The sequence below is a fragment of the Streptomyces sp. SYP-A7185 genome (assembly GCF_046103685.1).
Classification (GTDB): Bacteria; Actinomycetota; Actinomycetes; order Streptomycetales; family Streptomycetaceae; genus Streptomyces.
This window is the reverse complement of the sequence record NZ_CP122310.1, coordinates 4,731,863-4,752,889: the sequence shown is the minus strand read 5'-3', so window position 1 is coordinate 4,752,889 and position 21,027 is coordinate 4,731,863. Positions and strand designations below refer to the sequence as shown.

Genomic DNA, 21,027 nt, shown 5'->3' with positions numbered 1-21,027 from the left:
GTAGGGCTTCCACGGTACCTGCTCCTGCGGCCATACGGTACGTCGCCCGCAGGACGCGCCTCGGCGCAGAACCGGCGAGGAGCCCTGTCCTCGCTGGTCAACTGCGATTTTAACCTCTTCTTGCCGGGCGACCCGCCGACGGGGGTGAGTCTTGTCTCTCGCGCACGTCGGCGGGGCCCTTCCACGGCACCCGCGAGATCAGCGGAGGCGGGCCTCCGCCATCCGCTGTTCGGCGATCCTGTCGGCCGCCGCGGCCGGCGGAATGCCGTCTTCCTTCGCACGAGCGAATATGGCAAGCGTGGTGTCGAAGATCTTCGACGCCTTCGCCTTGCACCGGTCGAAGTCGAAGCCGTGCAGCTCGTCGGCGACCTGGATCACGCCGCCGGCGTTCACCACGTAGTCGGGCGCGTAGAGGATGCCGCGGTCGGCGAGGTCCTTCTCGACGCCGGGGTGCTCCAGCTGGTTGTTGGCGGCGCCGCAGACCACCTTCGCGGTGAGCACCGGCACCGTCTCGTCGTTCAGGGCGCCGCCCAGCGCGCAGGGGGCGTACACGTCGAGGCCCTCGACGCGGATCAGCGCGTCGGTGTCGGCCACGGCGGTCACGGCGGGGTGCTTGTGGGTCACGCGGCCCACGGACTCCTCGCGCACGTCGGTGATCACGACCTCGGCGCCGTCCTCCAGGAGGTGCTCCACGAGGTGGTGGCCGACCTTGCCGACGCCCGCGACGCCGACCTTGCGGCCGCGCAGCGAGGGGTCGCCCCACAGGTGCTGCGCGCTGGCCCGCATGCCCTGGAAGACACCGAACGCGGTGAGCACGGAGGAGTCGCCCGCGCCGCCGTTCTCGGGGGAGCGCCCGGTCGTCCAGCGGCACTCGCGCGCGACGACGTCCATGTCCCTGACGTACGTGCCGACGTCGCACGCCGTCACGTACCGGCCGCCGAGCGAGGCCACGAAGCGGCCGTAGGCCAGGAGCAGCTCCTCGCTCTTGATCTGCTCCGGGTCGCCGATGATCACGGCCTTGCCGCCGCCGTGGTCGAGACCGGCCATGGCGTTCTTGTACGACATCCCGCGCGCGAGGTTCAGCGCGTCGGCGACGGCCGCTTCCTCGTTCGCGTACGGATAGAAGCGGGTGCCGCCCAGGGCCGGGCCCAGGGCGGTGGAGTGGATGGCGATGACGGCCTTGAGGCCGCTGGCACGGTCCTGGCAGAGCACTACTTGCTCATGGCCCCCCTGGTCCGAGTGGAACAGGGTGTGCAGGACGCCGTTGTCTGCTTCGGTCACTGTGGTGACTCCCGGTCAAGTGGCGGCGGTTGGGCGGGCGCCCGTGCGGGTGGCGGGGCCCGATGGGCATGAGACTAGAGCCTGGGAGAACCCGCTGGCCGCGCAGTGCCGAGGATCACCCTCTCCCGGCGCAGCGAACGGTACGGCGGAGTTCGGCCATGGCACGATTTGCAGTGTTTTCCAGCCGGTACCCGGGGGAGGGAGCAGCCGTGCCCAAGGTCTCTTCGTTGGTCGTTCCCTACGCGTCCTACTTGCGCGTCTATGAGCCTCTCGCCGCCTTCCCGGAGCCCGAGCGCGGCCACTGGGCGCGCTACGCGCGTCGCGCCGACCGCCCCTCGTACCAGGACGAACTGCGCCGGTCCCTGGCCGACTTGCTGCCCACGCCGCCGGTGCCCGTCCCGGTGCACGAGAGCAGCGACGCGTTCGTGGTGGAGGCCGACGGGGTGGTGTGCGTCTGCCCCTGGCGCACCCGGCTGCGCGGCTGGCAGGCCCTGGGGGAGCTGGCGGGGCAGCTGCCGGCGCCGGTCCTGGACGCGGTCCTGCCGCCCGTGGTGCGCCGCCAGACGGCCGCGGACTACGAGCAGTGGCTCGCCAGGAACCCCGACGCGCGCCCCTGGATCCGTACGTCGACGTGGCAGGTGCCGCTGAACTGGTTCGTGCTCGTCGCGGACGAGGAGCGTCAGTACGAGAAGGGGTACGAGAAGAAGGGCGACGCGGACGCGGAGGGGGACGAGAGCGGGGCGGTGGCCTGTGCGCCCGTCCTGCGCTACCGCACGCCGATGGTCCAGGCCCGGCGCCGGGTGGCCCGGGGGCTGCGGACGCTGCGGGACACGCTCGACGAGGGGCCGCTCGTCGAGGGGCTCACGGACGTGGGCCGGTGGCTGGAGGAGTTCCACCCGCGTTCCCTGGTCGAGCTCGACTACGGCGGGCTCGTGCACGCCCTGTCGGAGGAGCAGCTCGACGCGGATCACTCGGCGGCGGACGTGGCGCAGGGGATCGAGGCACTGCGCAACGGCGACGGCGAGGGGGCCGGTGAGGCGTATGCGAGGCTCATGGAGCGATGGAAGGCGGTCCGGGACCGTCAGTTCTCGAACTGAACGTCAGCCGGGCGCTCGTGGGTCATCCCTACGTGGCGCCTACACGGGACGTAGGTCCCGATCCGGGCTTTTGTCTCAAGCGTGACGGACCGCACTTACGGGGCCCTTGCGCCCATCGCCCCCCCTCGTGCCAAAATAGGACAAGGAGTCCGGGGAGGGCTCCTTCCGTCCATGTAAGGGCGGAATGCTCAGCATTGCACGCTATGGGGGGTCTGTTGACTCCTGATCGCTCTGTGACTGATCGTCACTGTGGCGTGACTGTCCGCTATGGCATGGTCCATCGGCTTCCGTCGCTGATAGACACCTGGGAGGGCAATTCCATCGGTTTGGCCGACGTGGCTGGACGGATGGTGTAGTTGTAGTGCCGAGGACAAGCCGTTCGTCCTATAACCGACTCGACTCGCGTCCGCCATTTCGGGCAACGCGGGTCAAGGTGCAGAATTTAGAGGAATGAACCGAGAAGGTTCGGTTCTCCGAGGAGGCCGCTCATGACCGCTCGCACCCCTGATGCCGAGCCGCTGCTGACCCCGGCTGAGGTTGCCACGATGTTCCGCGTCGACCCGAAGACGGTGACGCGCTGGGCCAAGGCTGGCAAGCTCACGTCGATTCGCACGCTCGGCGGGCATCGCCGTTACCGCGAGGCCGAGGTCCGCGCACTGCTCGCGGGTATCCCGCAGCAGCGCAGCGAGGCCTGATCTACCGCAAAACAGCAGTACTCGGACGAAGAGTACGACCGCTGTCGGGTCCCCCAACCCGGCCGCAGCGTCCGAACCAATAGCTACACGCGACGCGGGTCCCGCCCCAACGGGTCCCACGCCTGAGCCTCATGGGTGAGTCGTTTCGATCGCGCTGGACTCCGCCGGGTCCAGCGCGATCTTTTTTGTGCGTCCGGGAGGTCCTGGTGAGCGCCGCCGTGAGCGGGCTTGTTGGTCTCTGAGGAGTGCTGGGGGCGCCCTGTGGGGAGGCTGTGGGGGCGCGCTTCCATCGGCCTTGTGGTGCCCGGGCGTACGCCTGCCGGACATCGGGCCGGGTGGTGCAATTGCACATATTAAATTGACTGGTTGTAGGACGGGTGTAAGTTCCGGGTTTTTCAAAACCACTTCGGTGACACCCGTCACATGCCGGGAGCCTTGTTGCCCGCGTCGCCTCTGAGCTAGAGGAGGCCCTACCCTCAGCCTCCCACCACCGGGGTAGGCCGCGGGTCGGCTTTGGTCACGCGTTCGGGGGACTTTCGTCCTCGCTCGGCTCGCAGCCGTCCTCGCAGTCGTCCTGAGGGGCCGTGCAGGGGCCGGTGGGGGTCTCCAGGGCGAGCCGTTCGAGCCGGTGGCAGATCGGGCAGTGCCGGGTCAGATGGCGATAGCTCGTGGCCGCGGAGAGGTGGGCGCGCAGGAGAGCGCGTGTCTCGTGCCGTGCGGACGCCGCTGAAGCAGTCATACGCCACCTCCCGATGGGGGGCGGTCCCGCCCCGCCCCCTGTTGTCTGGGTACCGGCGGAATGTGACGGAGTCAAGGCACGGGAACGGGCCGGGGTGGCCGGACGGCACGCGGGGAGGCTGCGCCCGGCTGGTGGGGAGGGTCGGGGTTCGGGTGGGGCTTTGGGTGGGGCGGTCGTTGGGGCGCGAGGCGCACGAAGGGCCGCGTCCGGCTGGTGGGGGTGGGGGCCTGGGGTGAGGCGGTTGTTGGCGCGCGGCACGCGAGAAGGGCCGTATCCGATTACCGGATGCGGCCCTTCTCGCTGCGGTCCTGACGGGATTTGCTGTGTCTGATTGCGGCTGCGCCGCGGGCGCGGCCTCCACCTCGACAGGGTGGCGAGCGGCGGGCGTGTGGCACGCGAGAGGGGTCGCGTCCGGCTGGCGGATGTGGGGGTCTTGGGTGGGGCGGTCCTGACGGGATTTGCTGTGTCTGATTGCGGCTGCGCCGCGGGCGCGGCCTCCACCTCGACAGGGTGGCGAGCGGCGGGCGCGTGGCACGCGAGAAGGGCCGCATCCGGCTGGCGGATGCGGCCCTTCTTCTACTGCGGTCCTGACGGGATTTGAACCCGCGGCCTCCACCTTGACAGGGTGGCGAGCACTCCAAACTGCTCCACAGGACCTTGTTTCGCGGCACTTTTTGTTGCGTTGTGCTGCGAGACGAAACTGTACAGCAGGCCTGGCCCGGCGGTCGAACTCGCTCTGCGTGAACGGTTCGTCACGGGGCGGCGGCGTCGATCGCCTTCACGATCCGCTTGTCCGAGACGGGGTACGCCGTGCCCAGCGCGTGCGCGAAGTAGCTGACGCGCAGCTCCTCCAGCATCCACCGGATGTCCAGGACCTCCTGCGGCACGGGGCGGCCCGCGGGGAGCTGTTCCAGGAGCCAGGCGTACTCGTCCTGCATCTCGTGGACCTTCTCCATGCGCGAGGTGTCCCGCTGCACGTTCGTCGGCATCTGCTGGAGCCGGCGGTCGGCAGCCGTCATGTACCGCATCAGGTCGGGCAGCCGGCGGATCCCCGTGGCCGTGACGAAGCCGGGGCCGACGAGGGCGTCCAACTGCGCCCGCACGTCCGCGAGGTTGGCCAGCAGCGTCGGGCTCTTCGTCGACTTCAGGCGCCGCTCACAGGCCTGCCAGGCGGCGAGGACCTGCTGGACCTGGCTCACCGTACGGACCGTCGTGTCGACGATCTCCGCCCGCACCTTCTCGTACAGCTTGCGGTACGACTCCTCGTCCCAGGCAGGCCCGCCGAAGTCGCCGATCAGCTTGTCCGCCGCCGCCATCGCGCAGTCCGCGAAGAGCGCCTGGATGGAGCCGTGCGGATTCGCGGACAGGGCGATCTTCTGGGCGTTGGTCAGCTTGTCCGAGGCGAACTTGGCCGGATTCACCGGGATGTTGCGCAGGATGAGCCGGCGCGTGCCCTTCCACATCGCCTGCTGCTGCTCGGCCTCGGTGTCGAAGAGGCGTACGGAGACGGTGTCGCCGTCGTCCACCAGCGCCGGGTACGCCTTTACCGGCTGGCCCGCCCGCCGGGTCTCGAAGACGCGGCTGAGGGAGCCGATGGACCAGTCCGTGAGCCCGGAGCGCTCGACCGCCGAGCCGCCCGTCTTCTCCGCCGTCGCGGCCGCCGCCTGGGAGAGGGCCTTGCGGGCCTTGGGGCGCAGCTGGAGCTTCAGCGCCTCCAGGTCCTTGTCCTCGGAGAGCTTCTTGCGCCGCTCGTCGGTGATCCGGAAGGTGATCTTCAGGTGGTCCGGTACGCGCGTGAGGTCGAAGTCGTCCGGCGACACCGGGACGCCGACCATCCGCTGGAGCTCCCGCGCCAGCGTCACGTGCAGCGGCTCCTGGAGCGGGACCGCCCGCTCCAGGAACGCCTTCGCGTAGTTCGGCGCCGGGACGTAGTGCCGGCGGATCGGCTTGGGCAGGGAGCGGATCAGCTCGATCACGACCTCCTCGCGCAGGCCGGGGATCTGCCAGTCGAAGCCGTCCGGCGTGACCTGGTTCAGGACCTGGAGCGGCACGTGGACCGTGACGCCGTCCGCGTCCGCGCCCGGCTCGAACTGGTAGGTCACCTTGAACTTGAGCGGCCCCTGCCGCCACGTGTCGGGGTAGTCGTCCTTCGATACGTCCCCGGCGCGTTCGTTGATGAGCATCGAGCGCTCGAAGTCGAGCAGCTCGGGCTCCTCCCGCTGCTTCTTCTTCCACCAGGAGTCGAAGTGCGCGCCGGACACGACGTCCTCGGGCACCCGCTGGTCGTAGAAGTCGAAGAGCGTCTCGTCGTCGACGAGGATGTCGCGGCGCCGCGCGCGGTGCTCCAGCTCCTCCACCTCGGTCAGGAGGCGGCGGTTGGCGGCGAAGAACTTGTGGTGCGTGCGCCAGTCGCCCTCCACCAGGGCGTTGCGGATGAACAGGTCCCGGGAGACCTCGGGGTCGATGCGGCCGTAGTTCACCTTGCGGTCGGTGACGAGCGGCACGCCGTACAGCGTCACCTTCTCGATCGCCATCACCGCGGCCTGGTCCTTCTCCCAGTGGGGCTCGCTGTACGTGCGCTTCAGGAGGTGCTGGGCGAGCGGTTCGACCCACTCGGGCTCGATCCGGGCGTTGACGCGCGCCCACAGCCGGGACGTCTCCACCAGCTCGGCGGACATGATGAAGCGCGGGGGCTTCTTGAAGAGGGCCGAGCCGGGGAAGATCGCGAACTTGGCGTTACGGGCGCCCAGGTACTCGCCCCGGCCGCCGCGCTGCTTGGGATCGCTGTCCTTCGACTCCTTCACGTCCTTCATCCCGATGTGGGAGAGCAGGCCGGACAGGAGCGAGACATGGACGCGCTGCTCGGGAGCGTCGTCCTCGTTGAGATGGATGCCCATCTGCTTGGCGACCGTACGCAGCTGGGTGTAGATGTCCTGCCACTCGCGGATCCGCAGGAAGTTGAGGTACTCCGCCTTGCACATCCGGCGGAACGACGACGAGCCGCGCTCCTTCTGCTGCTCGCGGACGTACCGCCACATGTTGAGGAAGGCCAGGAAGTCGGACGTCTCGTCCTTGAAGCGGGCGTGCTGCTGGTCGGCCTGCGTCTGCTTCTCGGCGGGGCGCTCGCGCGGGTCCTGGATGGAGAGCGCGGCGGCGATCACCATGACCTCGCGCACGCAGCCGTTCTTGTCGGCCTCCAGGACCATCCGGGCCAGGCGCGGGTCCACCGGCAGCTGCGCCAGCTTGCGGCCCTGCTCGGTGAGGCGCTTCTTCGGGTCCTTCTGCGTGGGGTCCAGCGCGCCCAGCTCCTGGAGGAGCTGCACGCCGTCGCGGATGTTGCGGTGGTCCGGCGGGTCGATGAAGGGGAACTTCTCGATGTCGCCGAGACCGGCCGCCGTCATCTGAAGGATGACCGAGGCGAGGTTCGTGCGCAGGATCTCCGCGTCGGTGAACTCGGGGCGGGCGAGGAAGTCGTCCTCCGAGTAGAGGCGGATGCAGATGCCGTCCGACGTACGGCCGCAGCGGCCCTTGCGCTGGTTGGCGCTGGCCTGGCTGATCGCCTCGATGGGCAGCCGCTGCACCTTCGTACGGTGGCTGTAGCGGGAGATGCGGGCCGTGCCCGGGTCGATCACGTACTTGATGCCCGGGACGGTCAGGGAGGTCTCCGCGACGTTCGTCGCGAGGACGATGCGTCTGCCCGTGTGCTGCTGGAACACGCGGTGCTGCTCGGCGTGCGAGAGGCGGGCGTACAGAGGGAGGACTTCCGTGAACCGGTAGTTCTTCTTGTTCAGCGCGTCCGCCGTGTCCCGGATCTCGCGCTCTCCGGAGAGGAAGACGAGGATGTCGCCCTTGCCCTCGCCCTGGAGCTCCTCGACGGCGTCCGTGATCGCGGTGATCTGGTCGCGGTCGGAGTCGTCCGAGTCCTCTTCGAGGAGCGGGCGGTAGCGCACCTCGACGGGGTACGTCCGGCCGCTGACCTCGACGATCGGGGCGTCCCCGAAGTGCCGCGAGAACCGCTCGGGGTCGATGGTCGCCGAGGTGATGACGACCTTCAGGTCCGGGCGCTTGGGCAGCAGCTGCGCGAGATACCCGAGCAGGAAGTCGATGTTCAGGGACCGCTCGTGGGCCTCGTCGATGATGATCGTGTCGTACGCGCGCAGCTCGCGGTCCGTCTGGATCTCGGCCAGCAGGATGCCGTCCGTCATCAGCTTCACGTACGTGTCGGCGCCCACCTGGTCGGTGAAGCGGACCTTCCAGCCCACGGCCTCGCCGAGCGGGGTGTTCAGCTCGTCGGCGACGCGCTCGGCGACCGTGCGGGCGGCGATGCGGCGCGGCTGCGTGTGGCCGATCATGCCCCGGAGGCCGCGGCCAAGCTCCATGCAGATCTTGGGGATCTGGGTCGTCTTGCCGGAGCCCGTCTCGCCCGCCACGATCACGACCTGGTGGTCGCGGATCGCCGCGGCGATGTCGTCCTTCTTCTGGCTGACCGGCAGCTCTTGCGGATACGTGATCGCGGGCAGCCGGCCGGCCCGCTCGGCCATCCGCGCCGCGCCCTTGTCGACGTCCGCCGCGATCTCGGCGAGGACGGCGGCCCGGGCTTCGGGCTTGCGGATCCGGCGTGCACCCTCGAGGCGGCGTCCGATCCGGTGCTCGTCGCGCAGCGACAGCTCGGACAGACGCGGGGCGAGGGTGTCGAGGGTGAGGGCAGGCTGCGTAGGCATAACGGCGTCCAGGATCTCACCCGCCGCTCGAAGGTGGCGAACCGATTTCTCCGGAGGGGTGCCCGGGCACGTACGATTCCGGGCATGTCGTCCCGTCCGCGTCTGTCGTGGTGCCCTCTTCTCGGGGTGCTGCTCGTCGTGCTCGGGGCGTTCTGCGGGCCCGCGGTGGCCGCCGAGCCCGCGGCCGCGAAGCCGAAGGTGTCGGTGCAGACCGAGATGTCCGCCGGGGTGCCCGGCTGCGGCGAGGACGGTCAGCAGGACGCCGGTCAGGCCCCGTCCGCCCCGCCGCGCTCCAGCTCCGCGTACGAGCTGCTGCCCGCCCTGCATCAGGCCCACGCCGCCGCCGGGGCCTGGGGCGCCGGCCAGACGGTGCCGGTGCTGACGCCGGAGCGCGGGCCGCCGCCGCTCACGCCGCCTTCTCCGATGGACCTCTCGATCCTGCGCGTGTAGAGGCCCCTGTTCCGGGGCCCCCACCACCACGTACAGGAACAGAGAGAACTCCCTGATGCCCAAGAGCGACAACAGCAAAAAGAAGAACATCGCCATCGGAGCCGGTGTGGCCCTCGCCGCCCTGCTGCTCGGCGCCGCCTCCTACGGCGCGACCAAGCCCGACGAGCCCTCCTCCGTCACCGCGCGCGAGGAGTCCCCGGCCGACGTCTCCGCCGACCCGCAGGCCGGTGTCTACCCGGAGCTGGCCGAGCTCGCCCGGCGCGACGCCGAGGACCCGCTCGCGCAGGGGCGCGCGGACGCGCCGGTCGTGCTGATCGAGTACGCCGACTTCAAGTGCGGCTACTGCGGCAAGTTCGCCCGCGACACCGAGCCGGGCCTCGTGAAGAAGTACGTCGAGGACGGCACCCTGCGCATCGAGTGGCGCAACTTCCCCATCTTCGGCGCGGACTCCGAGTCGGCCGCGCGCGGGGCGTGGGCGGCCGGCCGGCAGGGCCGCTTCTGGCAGTTCCACGCGGCGGCGTACGCGGACGGCGCCAAGGAGAAGGGGTTCGGCGGCGAGCGGCTCAAGGAGCTCGCGAAGCAGGCCGGGGTCAAGGACATCGGCCGCTTCTCCGAGGACGCGGGCGGCGCCGAGGCCAGGGCCGCGGTGAAGAAGGACCAGGAGGAGGCGTACGGCCTGGGCGCCACGTCCACCCCGTCCTTCCTGGTCAACGGGCGGCCCATCTCCGGCGCCCAGCCCGACGAGGTCTTCGGCCAGGCGATCGAGCAGGCCGCGAAGAGCGCGGGCAAGGGCACGAGCGCGGGCAAGAACAAGGGCACGAGCGAGAGCGACGGCGAGGGCGCCGCGGGACAGGGCGGGGACAAGTGACCGCCGACGTCGGGTATTTCGCGGCGTTCCTCGGTGGCCTGCTCGCCCTGATCAGCCCGTGCAGCGCCCTGCTGCTGCCCGCCTTCTTCGCGTACTCGATCGACTCCGCCTCACGGCTGCTCGCCCGCACGTGCATCTTCTACGCCGGTCTCGCCACGACCCTCGTGCCGCTGGGCGCGGCGGGCTCGGTCGCCGGGCGGTTCTTCTTCGGCCACCGGGACCAGCTGGTGCTCGCCGCCGGGTGGCTGATCATCGCGCTCGGCGTGCTCCAGGTCGTGGGCATGGGGTTCGCCTCACGGAAGATGTCCGAGCTGTCGGGACGCATCCGGTCCACGACGGCGGTCTCCGTCTACGCGCTGGGCGCGGTGTACGGCCTTGCCGGGTTCTGCGCGGGGCCGATCCTCGGCAGCGTCCTGACCGTGGCCGCCGTGAGCGGGAGCCCCGTCTACGGAGGGCTGCTGCTCGCCGTCTACGCCCTCGGGATGGCGGTGCCGCTGTTCGTGCTCGCCCTGCTCTGGGAGCGCTTCGACCTCGGGCGGCGGCGCTGGCTGCGCGGGCGCGCCTTCCGGCTCGGCCGCTTCGAGCTGCACACGACCTCGCTCCTGTCGGGCCTCTTCTTCGTGGCCCTGGGCGCCCTCTTCCTCGCGTACGACGGGACCACCGCGCTGCCGGGTCTGCTCGACGTGGACGACTCGTTCGCCGTGGAGCGGTGGGCCGGGGGCGTGGGCCGTGCGGTGCCGGACGCGGTGCTCCTGGTGGCCGTGGTGGCACTGGTGGGCGTGGGGTTCGCCGTGCGGGCATGGCGGAAGCGGGGGAATGGGCCGGTGGAGGCCGAGCAGAGGTAAGTCCCTTATGGGTGGTTTAGCGTATTCGTATGCCTGACCAGCCTGACCAGCCTGACCAGCCCGACCAGCCCGACCAGCGTGAGCAGCCCGACCAGCGTGAGCCCGAGGAGCATCCGCACGGCGCCCATGGGAGGCCGCCCACCGGGCGTGAGCGGTGGGCGGCGTTCAAGGACTCGCCCTTCCTGCCCGCGGTCGTGCTCGTGTTCATCCTGGCGGCCGCCGCGGGCCTCTTCGCGGGTTCGTACACGTACTCCATGGCGAACCCGACCCCCCACCGCATCCCCACCGCGGTGGTCGGCGCCCAGGAGGCCACGCGGGGCAAAGCGTTCCTGGACGGCATGGAGAAGGCGCTGAACGCGTCCCTGGAGGTGCACGAGTACGGCAGCGTCGGCGCGGCACGCGACGCCGTGGAGGAGCAGAAGGTCTTCGGCATTCTCGCGGTGGCCCCCGGCGGCGGGGACCGGGTGACGTTCGACGTCTCGGGCGCGTCCGGGGCCTCGGTCGCCCAGGTCCTCGCGGAGACGGCGCCGAAGGTGGGGGAGAAGGTGGGGGTGCCGGTCACGGTGAAGGACATCAAGCCCCTCCAGGAGGGCGACCCCCGGGGCCTCGCGATCTTCTACATCTCGCTGGCTGCGGTCATCATCGGCTTCGTCGGCGCGATCCAGCTGAGCGTGCACGCGCGCGGCCTCAACCCGGCGGAGCGGATCGCCTTCACGGCGCTCTACGCGCTGCTCGGCGGGTTCGTGATCGCGGCGGTGGTGGACTGGTGGCTGGGGGCGGTGGATCTGCCGTTCGTCGAGTCGTGGCTGATCCTGGCGCTGACGATGTTCACGTCGGGGATGGTCTTCACGATGTTCAACACCCTGTTCGGCCGCTGGGCGATGATCCCGACGTGGGGCCTGATGGTCCTGCTCGGCAACCCGTCGTCGGGCGGCGCGGTGTCGTGGCCGCTGCTGCCTTCGGTCCTCGGCCACATCGGGCGCTGGCTGCCTCCGGGCGCATCGGTGAACGCGCAGCACACGGCGGTGTACTTCGGCGCCCACCAGCACGCGTTCCCGTTCCTGGTCCTCGCGGCCTGGGCGGTGCTCGCCTCCGCGGTGTTCTGGGTCTGGCGGCACCGGCATCCGGGAGGACGGGAGAGGCCGGCGGCACACGCGGCGGCACCGGCGGCGGCCTGAACCCGGCCGCCCCGTCGGCTTTCCGGAGAACGGCAAAGGCCCCGTCCATCGGACGGGGCCTTCGAAGAGGTGGCTGGGGCCGGGATCGAACCGGCGACCTATCGCTTTTCAGGCGATCGCTCGTACCAACTGAGCTACCCAGCCACGCGATCCGCGTGGAATCGCAAGCGGTCCTGACGGGATTTGAACCCGCGGCCTCCACCTTGACAGGGTGGCGAGCACTCCAAACTGCTCCACAGGACCAAGCGTTGTGCGAGCACTAGTCTCGCACAAGGTGTTGCGTGCCCCCAACGGGATTCGAACCCGTGCTACCGCCTTGAAAGGGCGGCGTCCTGGGCCACTAGACGATGAGGGCTAAGGGCCCACCTGGGCGCTTTGCAGCGCGTCGGGGACGTGAGAAGCATATGGGATGCGGGGAGCTATCGCCAAAACGGTTGTCGGGGGGCCGGTGAACCGCTCTCCGACGAGCGGCCCGCGGGGGCCCGCGAGGGCTTCGCCCCGGGCTGGTTCTCCTTGGGCAGATGGCGGCTGACCTCCGCCTTCGTCAGACCCAGGCCGCCCAGCTTGATCTCGTCCCAGGCCTGGAGGCGCCGGGTGTCCCGGTCCAGGTAGAGGACCGAGGCCTCGACCGGATCGGGGTACTTGCCCTCCACCGCCCGCAGCCCGCTGCCGCCCGTCGAGCCCTCGACGCGCAGCCGCGTCCCGCGCTCCAGGACCTCCATCTCCTGGTGGTGGACGTGGCCCGCGAGGACGAGGGGCACCTCGCCGTCCGTCTCGCGCGCGGCGTCGGGGTTGTGCGCCACGGCGACGTCGACCGGCGTACCGGCCACGTGCTGCTCGCGCAGGGCGGTGGCCAGCCGGATGCCCGCCAGCTTCTCCGCGTCCTCGCCCTCCGCCGCGACCGAGCGGTCCGGGGTGTACTGCGGATCGCCCGTCCCCGCGAACCGCAGGCCCGCCACCGACACCGCGTGCCCCTCGTCCAGGACGTGCACGTTCTTCATGCGCTGGAGATAGCGCTGGGTCGTGGCGGAGTCGTGGTTGCCCCTGACCCACACGTACGGAGCGCCCAAGTCCTCGATCGGGTCCAGGAAGGCGTTCTCGGCGGCGCTTCCGTGGTCCATCGTGTCGCCGGAGTCGACGATGACGTTGATGTCGTACTGCTCGACGAGCGAGGCGATGATCTTCCAGCTCGCCGGATTGAGGTGGATGTCCGAGACGTGCAGGACCCGGATCGTGGACGGGTCCGGCTGGTACGCGGGGAGCGTGGACGTCACGTCGTACAGCTTGGTCACGTTGGTGACCAGGCGGGCCAGCTCCCGCTGGTAGACGTCGAACTCGCTGACGATGCTGCGGGCGTTGCCGACCACCGAAGGGGCGCTGCTGAGGAGTCCGGAGAACTTCGGTTCGAGGACCGACTTCGGGTTCCACGTCGCGTAAGCGGCGGCGCCCGACGCGGCGAGCAGGGCGAGGGCCAGGCCGCCCGCCGCCAGGGCGCGGCGCGGGCGGCGGTAGACCGCGAGGCCCAGGCCGGTGGCGCCCGCGAGGACGGCCGCGCAGGAGCGCACCGCCAAATCGAGCGTGCCGTGCCCGACGTCCTGCGCGACCTCGTCCTGGAGGCCCGAGAGCCGCTCCGGGTGGTCGACCAGGGCCTGGGATCGGACCGGGTCCAGGCGGTCCACGTCCACGTCCAGGCGGATGGGGGCGGTGTGCGAGCGCAGTTCGAGGGCGCCGAGCGGGGAGACGTCGATCTTCGTGCCGCCGGTGAGCGAGGGGCGCAGCGTCATCCGGGTGTCCATCGGGCCCACCGGCGCGTGCACGCTGCCGACGACCAGCAGGCCGAGCCAGGCGCCGAGCAGCACGACCGCGACCAGGCCGGCCGCGCGGCCGTACGGATGGGGAGGGCTGATCAGCTCGCTCACCGGGTGCGGGTGGCGGGATCGGTAGTGGCGTACGAGGGCGGCGGGCGCACGGAAGTCGCGGGCCATTGGTCCGGTATGCCCAGGGGGAGAGGCGGCTATGCGGGGCGGTGGCCGACAATGGGGGTGTGCTGGAGATGACGCGGGAAGAGTTCGAGGAACTGGTCGCCGAGGCGCTCGACCGGATTCCTCCCGAGTTGACGCGGTTGATGGACAACGTGGCGGTGTTCGTGGAGGACGAACCACCCGCCGAGGACCCCGAGCTGCTCGGGCTGTACGAGGGAACGCCGCTGACGGACCGGGGCGAGTGGTACGCGGGAGTGCTGCCCGACCGGATCACGATCTACCGCGGGCCGACGCTGCGCATGTGCGCGTCGCGTGAGGACGTGGTCGCGGAGACCGAGATCACCGTGGTGCACGAAGTCGCCCATCACTTCGGGATCGACGACGAGCGGCTGCACGCGCTCGGGTACGGCTGAGGACTGCTGGGGCGGCCGGGGGCTGCCGGGCGGCCGGGGGCCTGGGGGCGGAGGCGTGGTCCGTTTACCGGTGCGTGGCGCCGTGCGTGTCCTCTTGCGGGGCAAGGGAGTTGGGTAGGGCGTCCCCGCTTCTCAGCGCCTCGGAGGTGCTCGGCCGTGCGCCAGTTGTACGTTCCTGTCCGGTTGGCCGCGGCGGCGGTAGCCGTCATGGCGACCGCGGGCTGCATGAGCATCGGCGACGACGGGGGCGGTGAGCCCGGCCCCGCGCGGTCCGCGGGCGAGCGCAGCGCGGCGGCCGCCCCGGACGGCGGAACCGTCACGCCCGGCGCCGGTTCGGCCGGTGGCGGTGAGGACGGCCGTGCGGACGCCAAGGGCGGCAAGCACGGCAAGGGCAAGGGCAAGGGGAAGCACCGGGGCAAGGGGGGCTCGGCGGGGCGCGGTGACTCCGGCTCCGACGCCGCCCAGGCCTCGGCGACCGCGACCGGGGGTGGCGACGGCCCCGCCCCGCCCACGAAGGACGGGCGCCCGACGCCCACGCGGACCAAGCCCGACCCGCCGCGCCCCACGCCGACGCCCGACCCTCCGAAGCCGACCCCCACGCCGACTCCCGAGCCGACCCCGGAGCCCTCCTCGTCGGCGCACGAGGAGCCGAAGCAGGACGCGCAGCTGGGGGAGCGCTCGGAGGGGCTCAGGTCGCGTGAGCCGTCCCCGGAGGCGGGGCCGGCCTAGCGGTCGGCCCGGGGGCTTCCCAGGGGCTCCCCAAGGGCTCCCCAGGGGGTGGCCGGGGCGGGTTCGGCCCCTGTCCGAAACCCGCTTCGTCGCAGGTGAGGTGGGCTGTAAGGGGTGGATTCCAAGGCACCCCGGAGGGTTCGGTTTGCCTTCAGGGGGGTGGGGTGCGTATGGTGGTAGATCGTTTGATCCCATTTGCCCGGCGCCGAAAAAGAAGAGCGCCGCGTGGCGCGTACTCTCCCTTGCCGTGGCTGACCGCATCGAGGCGGTCCATTGCGAAATCACGGAGTTGACGGGCGCGTGCCGAGACTCCGGAAGGTTTCGCATTTCGCATGTCCATTTCTCATTCTGACCACGCCGTCCTGCCCGAGAACGAGACGACCGACGAGCTGACGGTCGAGGCCGTCGCAGAGGCCGTCGAGACCGTCTCGGCCGCGGACGTCGTGGAAGCCGCCGAGCAGGTCATCGAGACCGAGGCGGCCCCCGAGGCCGAGACCCAGGCCGACGCCGAGACCGACGCCGAGACCCAGGCCGAGGCCGGGGAAGACGCCGAGACCGGCCCCACCTTCGGTGACCTCGGACTGCCCGAGGGCATCGTCCGCAAGCTCGCCCAGAACGGCGTGACCGCCCCCTTCCCGATCCAGGCCGCGACCATCCCGGACGCCCTGGCCGGCAAGGACATCCTGGGCCGTGGCCGCACCGGCTCCGGCAAGACCCTCTCCTTCGGTCTGCCCCTCCTGGCCACGCTGGCCGGCGGCCGTACCGAGAAGAAGAAGCCCCGCGGCGTCATCCTGACCCCGACGCGTGAGCTCGCGATGCAGGTCGCGGACGCGCTCCAGCCGTACGGCGACGTGCTCGGCCTGAAGATGAAGGTCGTCTGCGGCGGTACGTCCATGGGCAACCAGATCTACGCGCTCGAGCGCGGCGTCGACATCCTCGTCGCCACCCCGGGCCGGCTGCGCGACATCATCAGCCGCGGCGCCTGCTCGCTCGAGGATACCCAGATCGCGGTGCTCGACGAGGCCGACCAGATGTCCGACCTGGGCTTCCTGCCCGAGGTCACCGAGCTGCTCGACCAGGTCCCCGCCGGCGGCCAGCGCATGCTGTTCTCGGCCACGATGGAGAACGAGATCTCCACGCTGGTCAAGCGCTACCTGACGAACCCGGTCACGCACGAGGTCGACAGCGCCCAGGGCAACGTCACGACCATGACCCACCACATCCTGATCGTGAAGCCCCGCGACAAGGCGCCCGTCACGGCCGCCATCGCCTCGCGCAAGGGCCGCACGATCATCTTCGTCCGCACCCAGCTGGGCGCGGACCGCATCGCCGAGCAGCTCTGCGAGTCCGGCGTGAAGGCCGACGCGCTGCACGGCGGCATGACGCAGGGTGCCCGCACCCGCGTCCTGGAGGACTTCAAGAAGGGCTACGTCAACGCCCTCGTCGCCACGGACGTCGCCGCGCGCGGCATCCACGTCGACGGCATCGACCTGGTCCTGAACGTGGACCCGGCCGGCGACCACAAGGACTACCTGCACCGCTCCGGCCGTACGGCCCGCGCGGGCCGCTCCGGCACGGTCGTCTCGCTCTCCCTGCCGCACCAGCGCCGCCAGATCTTCCGGCTGATGGAGGACGCGGGCGTCGACGCCACGCGTCACATCATCAACGGCGGCGGCACGTTCGACCCGGAGGTCGCCGAGATCACCGGCGCCCGTTCGATGACCGAGGTGCAGGCCGACTCCGCGGGCAACGCCGCGACCCAGGCCGAGCGTGAGGTCAAGGACCTCACCAAGGAGCTGGAGCGCGCGACCCGTCGCGCGACGGAGCTGCGCGAGGAGGCCTCGCGCCTCACCGCGCGTGCCGCCCGCGAGCGTGGCGACGACCCGGAGACGGCGGTCGCCGAGGCTGCCGCCGCGGCCGAGGCCGCCGTCGAGGCCGAGGCCGAGGTCTCCGTCCCCGAGCAGCAGCCCGCCGCCGAGCGTTCCTCCTACAGCCGTCCGCAGCGTGACGAGCGCGGCAACTACGAGCGTGAGCGCCGTGACGACCGTGGTGGCCGTTCCTTCGAGCGTCGTGACGACCGCGGTGGCTCCGGCTTCCGTGGCGGCGACCGCCGTGAGGGTGGCGACCGCGGCGGCTTCAACCGCGACCGCGGCAACGACCGTGGTGGCCGTTCCTTCGAGCGTCGTGACGACCGCGGTGGCTCCGGCTTCCGTGGCGGCGACCGTCGCGAGGGTGGCGACCGCGGCGGCTTCAACCGTGACCGCAACGACCGCGGTGGTTCCGGCTTCCGCCGTGACGACCGTCCCTCGGGCGGCGACCGTGGCGGCTTCCGCGGCGGCGACCGCCGTGAGGGTGGCGGCGGTTTCAACCGTGACCGCAACGACCGTGGCGGCTCCGGCTTCCGTCCCTCGGGCGGCGACCGCCGTGAGGGTGGCGGCGGCTTCAACCGTGACCGCAACGACCGCGGTGGCTCCGGCTTCCGCCGCGACGACCGCCCCGCCGGCGGCCACCGCGGCAGCGACCGTCCGTTCAACCGCGACCGCCGCGACGACCGCCCCGCGGGAGGTGCCCGCTCCGGCGGCCATGACCGCCCGGCGTTCAACCGCGACCGCTCCGGCACCGGCACCGGTTCCTTCGGCCGCCGCGACGACAAGCCCCGCTGGAAGCGCAACGGCTGACCCACGGCCGGTCTGACCTGACCGAAGGGCCCGCACGACATCCGTCGCGCGGGCCCTTCGGCGTTTCCATGGGGGCGTTCGCTGTTACCTTCAGGCCTTGATCGGAAGGACGGTCCGGTGGGGAGCCGGACCGCAAGGGAGGGGAACTCGTGGTCAGTCATGCCTTGGTACGTGATCACCGAGCGAGACGCGTCGGCATCGCCGTAGCCGTCTCCGTCGCCGTCGCGGCAGGGCTCAGCCCGCTGCTGCCGTCGGCCTCGGCCGCCCCGGTGGCAGCCGAGGCCGTGGTGCCCGCGGCCGAGCGCACCAGTGATCTGGCCGTTTCGCTGTTCGGGGCGGAGCAGCTGAAGGGAGCGGACGGAGCAGGCGCCAAGGGCGTCTTCCACCGCATGGAGAGCCCGGAGGACCCCCGGGGAACGGATCTCGTCTGGACGCGTTACGCGGACGGGAAGACCTTCCCCGTGCCCGAGGGGATGACGTCGCTCACCGCGAGCCCCACGGGAAGCGACCACCTCGCCGGGCGGTCCGCCGACGGCACGGTGGAGCTGTGGGACGCCGTGGAGCGTACGACGCGCACGGTGCGGGTGCCGGAAAGCCACACCTACCTGGTGACCCACGGGTCCACGGTCGTCACGAACGTGAAGACGACCGCAGGCGACGGGACCACCGTCAACACCCTGCATCTGCTGGCCCCGGAAGCGGACGGCACGACGCGTGACGTGACCGTGCGCGGGCTGCCCGCGGGCGGTGTGATCGGTGCACCGCTCGGCGGCGACGAGTCGTCCGTGTTCTTCCTGGGCAAGGTGGACGGAACGACCCGGGTCATCGAGGCCGACGCGCGGACCGGCCAGGTCAGGAGCTGGTCGGCCGCGCTGCCCGTCGGGTACACCCTGGCCGCCCTCTCGGCCGACCGTGTCGCGGTGTACAACCGCTCCGCCACGGACGTCCTGGTCCTCGACCGGGCCGATCTGCCCGGCGCTCCCGTGACCGCCCGCCTCGACGGCGGTGCCGTCAAGCCGGGTGCGGGCCTCGCCGTGGTCGGCGACTGGCTCGTCTTCCGCCCCAGTACCGGCAGTGGCATCGGAACGGTGAAGGCGTCGCCGATCGCGGGCGGCGAGTCCGTGACGCTCGTCGGGAAGATGAGCCGCCCCGCCATTTCCGCCGGACCCGGCGGCACGGCCGTCGTCATAGGCCCGGCCGACGGACAGCAGGCCATCCAGCGCATCGCCGCCGACAGCACCGGCCGGCCGGTCGCCACCGTCGCCAAGCCGCTGCCCCGGCCGAAGGCCGAGATCCGCGGAGTGGCGCTCACCCAGGGCAAGTTGCTGGTCACCGACGCGTCGAGCGGCCGCCGTGAGGACTACGTCCGTACGGTCGATGCCCTGCCTTCGACCGAAACGCCGCGCTTCGGCGCGCGCTCCCCGTTCACGCCGGGGGTGAACGTACTGATCGGCAGTGACTGCCGGGCGAACGACGTCGGCTGCTCCCAGATCCGTGGCACCACCGACGGCCGCCTGGCCTGGCTGGAGCACCAGGAGACACACGACCGGATCCGGGTGGACGGACCGGGCTCGGGGGACCTCGACGAGATCACCGTCCCCACGGGCGGGACCATCACCGACCTCTCCGGCAAGTACGTGATCCACACGACGGACACCAAGCAGAACGTCCACCGGATCGGCAGCACGTCGCCCGTGCTGACCCGCGCTCCGGGCGCCGCGGCCCTCTGGGGCGACGTCCTGTGGACGCCGGGCAGCGCGCCGGGCACCCTCACGGGCTACGACCTGACGGCGAAGAAGACCGTGGAGGAGGTGTCCACCGGAGCCGCCTGCGATCCCGCCGAGATCCAGGCGCTGGGCCGCCGGCTCTACTGGAGCTGCGGTGGAGACGGACCTGCGGGGGTGTACGACCGTACGGAGAAGAAGTCGGTCGCCGTCCCCGCGGGCGAGGCGCTGCTCGGTGACGGCTACGTGGTCACCCACGACAAGAAGGCCGGGAAGCTCGCGCTGACCACCGTCTCCGGCGGCACCGCCGCCACCCGGGACATCGGAGAACTGCCCGACACGGGCCTCTCCCAGCGCCATGTGCGCTGGACCGTCGACGAGTCCGGCAGCAACGTCGCCTACGTCGACGAGCAGGAGCGCGTGCACCTCGTGCCGTCGGGGGAGCCGACGCAGCCGCTGGCGCTGATGGGCCCGGCCGACGACGCCACGACGGTCCGCGCGACGACGCGGGACGCCGTGCCGGACGAGCTCACCACCCTGCTGCTCTCCAAGCCCGCGGCGGGCTGGAAGCTGACCGTCCGGGCCCGCACCACCGGCGCGGTCGTGGACACGGTGGAAGGGGGCGCCACCGGGGGCGAACTGAAGGTGGGCTGGCACGGAGCAGATCTCTCGGCTGCGGGTGACAAGTTCTTCCCCAACGGCACGTACGACTGGACGCTGACCGCGCGCCCGGCGGACGGAGTCGGAGCGCCGCTGGAGTCGCGGGGCTCGGTCGCGCTGAGCGGGGCGGGGGTCGTCCGCCATGACCATGTGGGCGATCTCGCCGAACCCGACGGGACCGGTGATCTGCTCACCCTCAACTCCTCGGGTGCGCTCACCTTCCAGCAGGGTGACGGCAAGGGCGCGTTCTCGGGGAAGGCGTCGGCGAGCGGCTGGTCCACCAAGACGCTCGTCGTGCCGTTCGGCGATCTGAACAAGGACGGGTGCAACGACGTCCTGGTCCGTACGACCGACGGCTCCCTGCGCGGGTACCGCCCGGAGTGCGGGCAGCCGCTGGCCCCGTCGACGCCGTACACCGCGCTCGGCACCGGCTGGAACGCGTACGACGTCCTCACCTCGCCGGGCGATCTGACCGGTGACGGCCGCGCGGACCTGGTCGCCCGCAAGGCGTCCAGCGGCGACATCCTCGTCTTCGCGGCCAAGAGCGACGGCAAGCTGGCGGCCGGCAAGAAGATCCGTTCCGCCTGGACGACGTACACGGCGATCGTCGGGGCCGGTGACCTGAACGGTGACGGGATCGGGGACGTCCTGGCCCGGCGCGAGGACGGCACGCTGTTCCGTTACGAGGGCAAGGGCGACGGCACTCTCGACGACCGGTCCACGGTCTTCACCGGTTGGGGCGCCTCGTACAACGCCGTGGTCGGCGTCGGCGACATCACCGGTGACGGCAAGGCCGATCTGGTCGCGCGCGACACGGCCGGCAACGTCTACCGCAACGACGGCAAGGGGAACGGTTCGTTCACCGGGCGGACGAAGATCGAGACGGGCTGGGGCAGCTACAAGGGCCTTTACTAGCCAGTGAGTTGACACTATTTGGCCAACGGTGGCGCATGTCGTGTCCCCGGCG

The 21,027-nt window shown here is 71.1% G+C and carries 14 protein-coding genes and 4 tRNA genes; 10 read left to right on the top strand and 8 right to left on the bottom strand.

Annotation, left to right across the window (positions count from 1 at the left end; all coding sequences use genetic code 11):
* Nucleotides 1-198: 198 nt before the first annotated feature.
* The gene (locus tag QBL25_RS20755; RefSeq protein WP_409058526.1) at nucleotides 199-1,281 is read right to left on the bottom strand and encodes a Leu/Phe/Val dehydrogenase; all 1,083 of its coding nucleotides are present in this window, start codon (nucleotides 1,279-1,281) and stop codon (nucleotides 199-201) included.
* Between the two features lie 209 nt (nucleotides 1,282-1,490).
* On the opposite strand from QBL25_RS20755, the gene QBL25_RS20750 reads away from it, so the two are divergent.
* Both QBL25_RS20750 and bldC read left to right on the top strand, forming a co-directional pair.
* A complete protein-coding gene (locus QBL25_RS20750) occupies nucleotides 1,491-2,378 on the top strand; it encodes a hypothetical protein (protein WP_409058525.1) in 888 nt (295 codons plus the stop codon).
* A gap of 488 nt (nucleotides 2,379-2,866) precedes the next feature.
* Nucleotides 2,867-3,073: a developmental transcriptional regulator BldC gene (gene bldC / locus QBL25_RS20745; protein ID WP_003949541.1), complete on the top strand. Its 207-nt coding sequence runs from the start codon at nucleotides 2,867-2,869 to the stop codon at nucleotides 3,071-3,073.
* A 517-nt stretch (nucleotides 3,074-3,590) separates the two neighbouring features.
* On the opposite strand, the gene QBL25_RS20740 is transcribed toward bldC, so the two are convergent.
* The 3 genes from QBL25_RS20740 to hrpA all read right to left on the bottom strand — a co-directional run bounded on the left by QBL25_RS20740 (nucleotide 3,591) and on the right by hrpA (nucleotide 8,533).
* Nucleotides 3,591-3,812 (bottom strand): DUF6274 family protein, encoded by a 222-nt coding sequence (locus tag QBL25_RS20740; protein WP_409058524.1) that lies wholly within the window; start codon nucleotides 3,810-3,812, stop codon nucleotides 3,591-3,593.
* A gap of 582 nt (nucleotides 3,813-4,394) precedes the next feature.
* Nucleotides 4,395-4,469 (bottom strand) — tRNA-Asp (locus tag QBL25_RS20735).
* Between the two features lie 95 nt (nucleotides 4,470-4,564).
* Entirely contained in the window at nucleotides 4,565-8,533 is a 3,969-nt protein-coding gene (gene hrpA, locus QBL25_RS20730; protein WP_409058523.1) for an ATP-dependent RNA helicase HrpA, read from the bottom strand.
* 84 nt (nucleotides 8,534-8,617) lie between these two features.
* Between hrpA and QBL25_RS20725 the strand changes: the two genes are divergently transcribed.
* Genes QBL25_RS20725 through QBL25_RS20710 form a run of 4 tightly spaced genes read left to right on the top strand, consistent with a single transcriptional unit; the run spans nucleotide 8,618 to nucleotide 11,874 of the window.
* Nucleotides 8,618-8,983: a hypothetical protein gene (locus tag QBL25_RS20725; RefSeq protein WP_409058522.1), complete on the top strand. Its 366-nt coding sequence runs from the start codon at nucleotides 8,618-8,620 to the stop codon at nucleotides 8,981-8,983.
* A gap of 55 nt (nucleotides 8,984-9,038) precedes the next feature.
* On the top strand, nucleotides 9,039-9,851 hold the full coding sequence (locus tag QBL25_RS20720; RefSeq protein WP_409058521.1) for a DsbA family protein: 813 nt from the start codon (nucleotides 9,039-9,041) through the stop codon (nucleotides 9,849-9,851).
* Nucleotides 9,848-10,696 carry a cytochrome c biogenesis CcdA family protein gene (locus tag QBL25_RS20715; RefSeq protein WP_409058520.1) on the top strand — a complete coding sequence of 283 codons (849 nt, stop codon included), beginning with the start codon at nucleotides 9,848-9,850 and terminating at the stop codon, nucleotides 10,694-10,696. Before QBL25_RS20720 ends, QBL25_RS20715 begins: the two co-directional genes overlap by 4 nt.
* Nucleotides 10,697-10,725: 29 nt before the next feature.
* On the top strand, nucleotides 10,726-11,874 hold the full coding sequence (locus QBL25_RS20710) for an ABC transporter permease (protein WP_409058519.1): 1,149 nt from the start codon (nucleotides 10,726-10,728) through the stop codon (nucleotides 11,872-11,874).
* A gap of 70 nt (nucleotides 11,875-11,944) precedes the next feature.
* Here QBL25_RS20710 and QBL25_RS20705 read toward each other — a convergent pair.
* From QBL25_RS20705 to QBL25_RS20690, 4 genes are all read right to left on the bottom strand, one after another.
* A tRNA-Phe gene (locus tag QBL25_RS20705) sits at nucleotides 11,945-12,018 on the bottom strand.
* Nucleotides 12,019-12,042: 24 nt separating this feature from the next.
* A tRNA-Asp gene (locus tag QBL25_RS20700) sits at nucleotides 12,043-12,117 on the bottom strand.
* 39 nt (nucleotides 12,118-12,156) lie between these two features.
* Nucleotides 12,157-12,229, bottom strand: a tRNA-Glu gene (locus tag QBL25_RS20695).
* 64 nt (nucleotides 12,230-12,293) lie between these two features.
* On the bottom strand, nucleotides 12,294-13,859 hold the full coding sequence (locus QBL25_RS20690) for a metallophosphoesterase (protein ID WP_409058518.1): 1,566 nt from the start codon (nucleotides 13,857-13,859) through the stop codon (nucleotides 12,294-12,296).
* 59 nt (nucleotides 13,860-13,918) lie between these two features.
* Here QBL25_RS20690 and QBL25_RS20685 point away from each other — a divergent pair, with 59 nt between their 5' ends.
* From QBL25_RS20685 to QBL25_RS20670, 4 genes are all read left to right on the top strand, one after another.
* Nucleotides 13,919-14,269, top strand: a complete 351-nt coding sequence (locus tag QBL25_RS20685; protein WP_365827868.1) for a metallopeptidase family protein — start codon at nucleotides 13,919-13,921, stop codon at nucleotides 14,267-14,269.
* Nucleotides 14,270-14,425: 156 nt separating this feature from the next.
* On the top strand, nucleotides 14,426-14,998 hold the full coding sequence (locus QBL25_RS20680; protein WP_409058517.1) for a hypothetical protein: 573 nt from the start codon (nucleotides 14,426-14,428) through the stop codon (nucleotides 14,996-14,998).
* A gap of 332 nt (nucleotides 14,999-15,330) precedes the next feature.
* Complete coding sequence (locus QBL25_RS20675; protein WP_409058516.1) at nucleotides 15,331-17,676, top strand: DEAD/DEAH box helicase; 2,346 nt, start codon at nucleotides 15,331-15,333, stop codon at nucleotides 17,674-17,676.
* 149 nt (nucleotides 17,677-17,825) lie between these two features.
* Entirely contained in the window at nucleotides 17,826-20,975 is a 3,150-nt protein-coding gene (locus QBL25_RS20670) for an FG-GAP repeat domain-containing protein (protein WP_409058515.1), read from the top strand.
* The last annotated feature ends 52 nt before the right edge of the window (nucleotides 20,976-21,027 follow it).

What these genes read in the sequence shown, in the direction of transcription:
- bldC (WP_003949541.1), top strand. Translation starts at nt 2,867, where the DNA reads ATGACCGCTCGCACCCCTGATGCCGAGCCGCTGCTGACCCCGGCTGAG.
- QBL25_RS20740 (WP_409058524.1), bottom strand. Translation starts at nt 3,812, where the DNA reads ATGACTGCTTCAGCGGCGTCCGCACGGCACGAGACACGCGCTCTCCTG.
- hrpA (WP_409058523.1), bottom strand. Translation starts at nt 8,533, where the DNA reads ATGCCTACGCAGCCTGCCCTCACCCTCGACACCCTCGCCCCGCGTCTG.
- QBL25_RS20725 (WP_409058522.1), top strand. Translation starts at nt 8,618, where the DNA reads ATGTCGTCCCGTCCGCGTCTGTCGTGGTGCCCTCTTCTCGGGGTGCTG.
- QBL25_RS20720 (WP_409058521.1), top strand. Translation starts at nt 9,039, where the DNA reads ATGCCCAAGAGCGACAACAGCAAAAAGAAGAACATCGCCATCGGAGCC.
- QBL25_RS20710 (WP_409058519.1), top strand. Translation starts at nt 10,726, where the DNA reads ATGCCTGACCAGCCTGACCAGCCTGACCAGCCCGACCAGCCCGACCAG.
- QBL25_RS20690 (WP_409058518.1), bottom strand. Translation starts at nt 13,859, where the DNA reads ATGGCCCGCGACTTCCGTGCGCCCGCCGCCCTCGTACGCCACTACCGA.
- QBL25_RS20675 (WP_409058516.1), top strand. Translation starts at nt 15,331, where the DNA reads ATGTCCATTTCTCATTCTGACCACGCCGTCCTGCCCGAGAACGAGACG.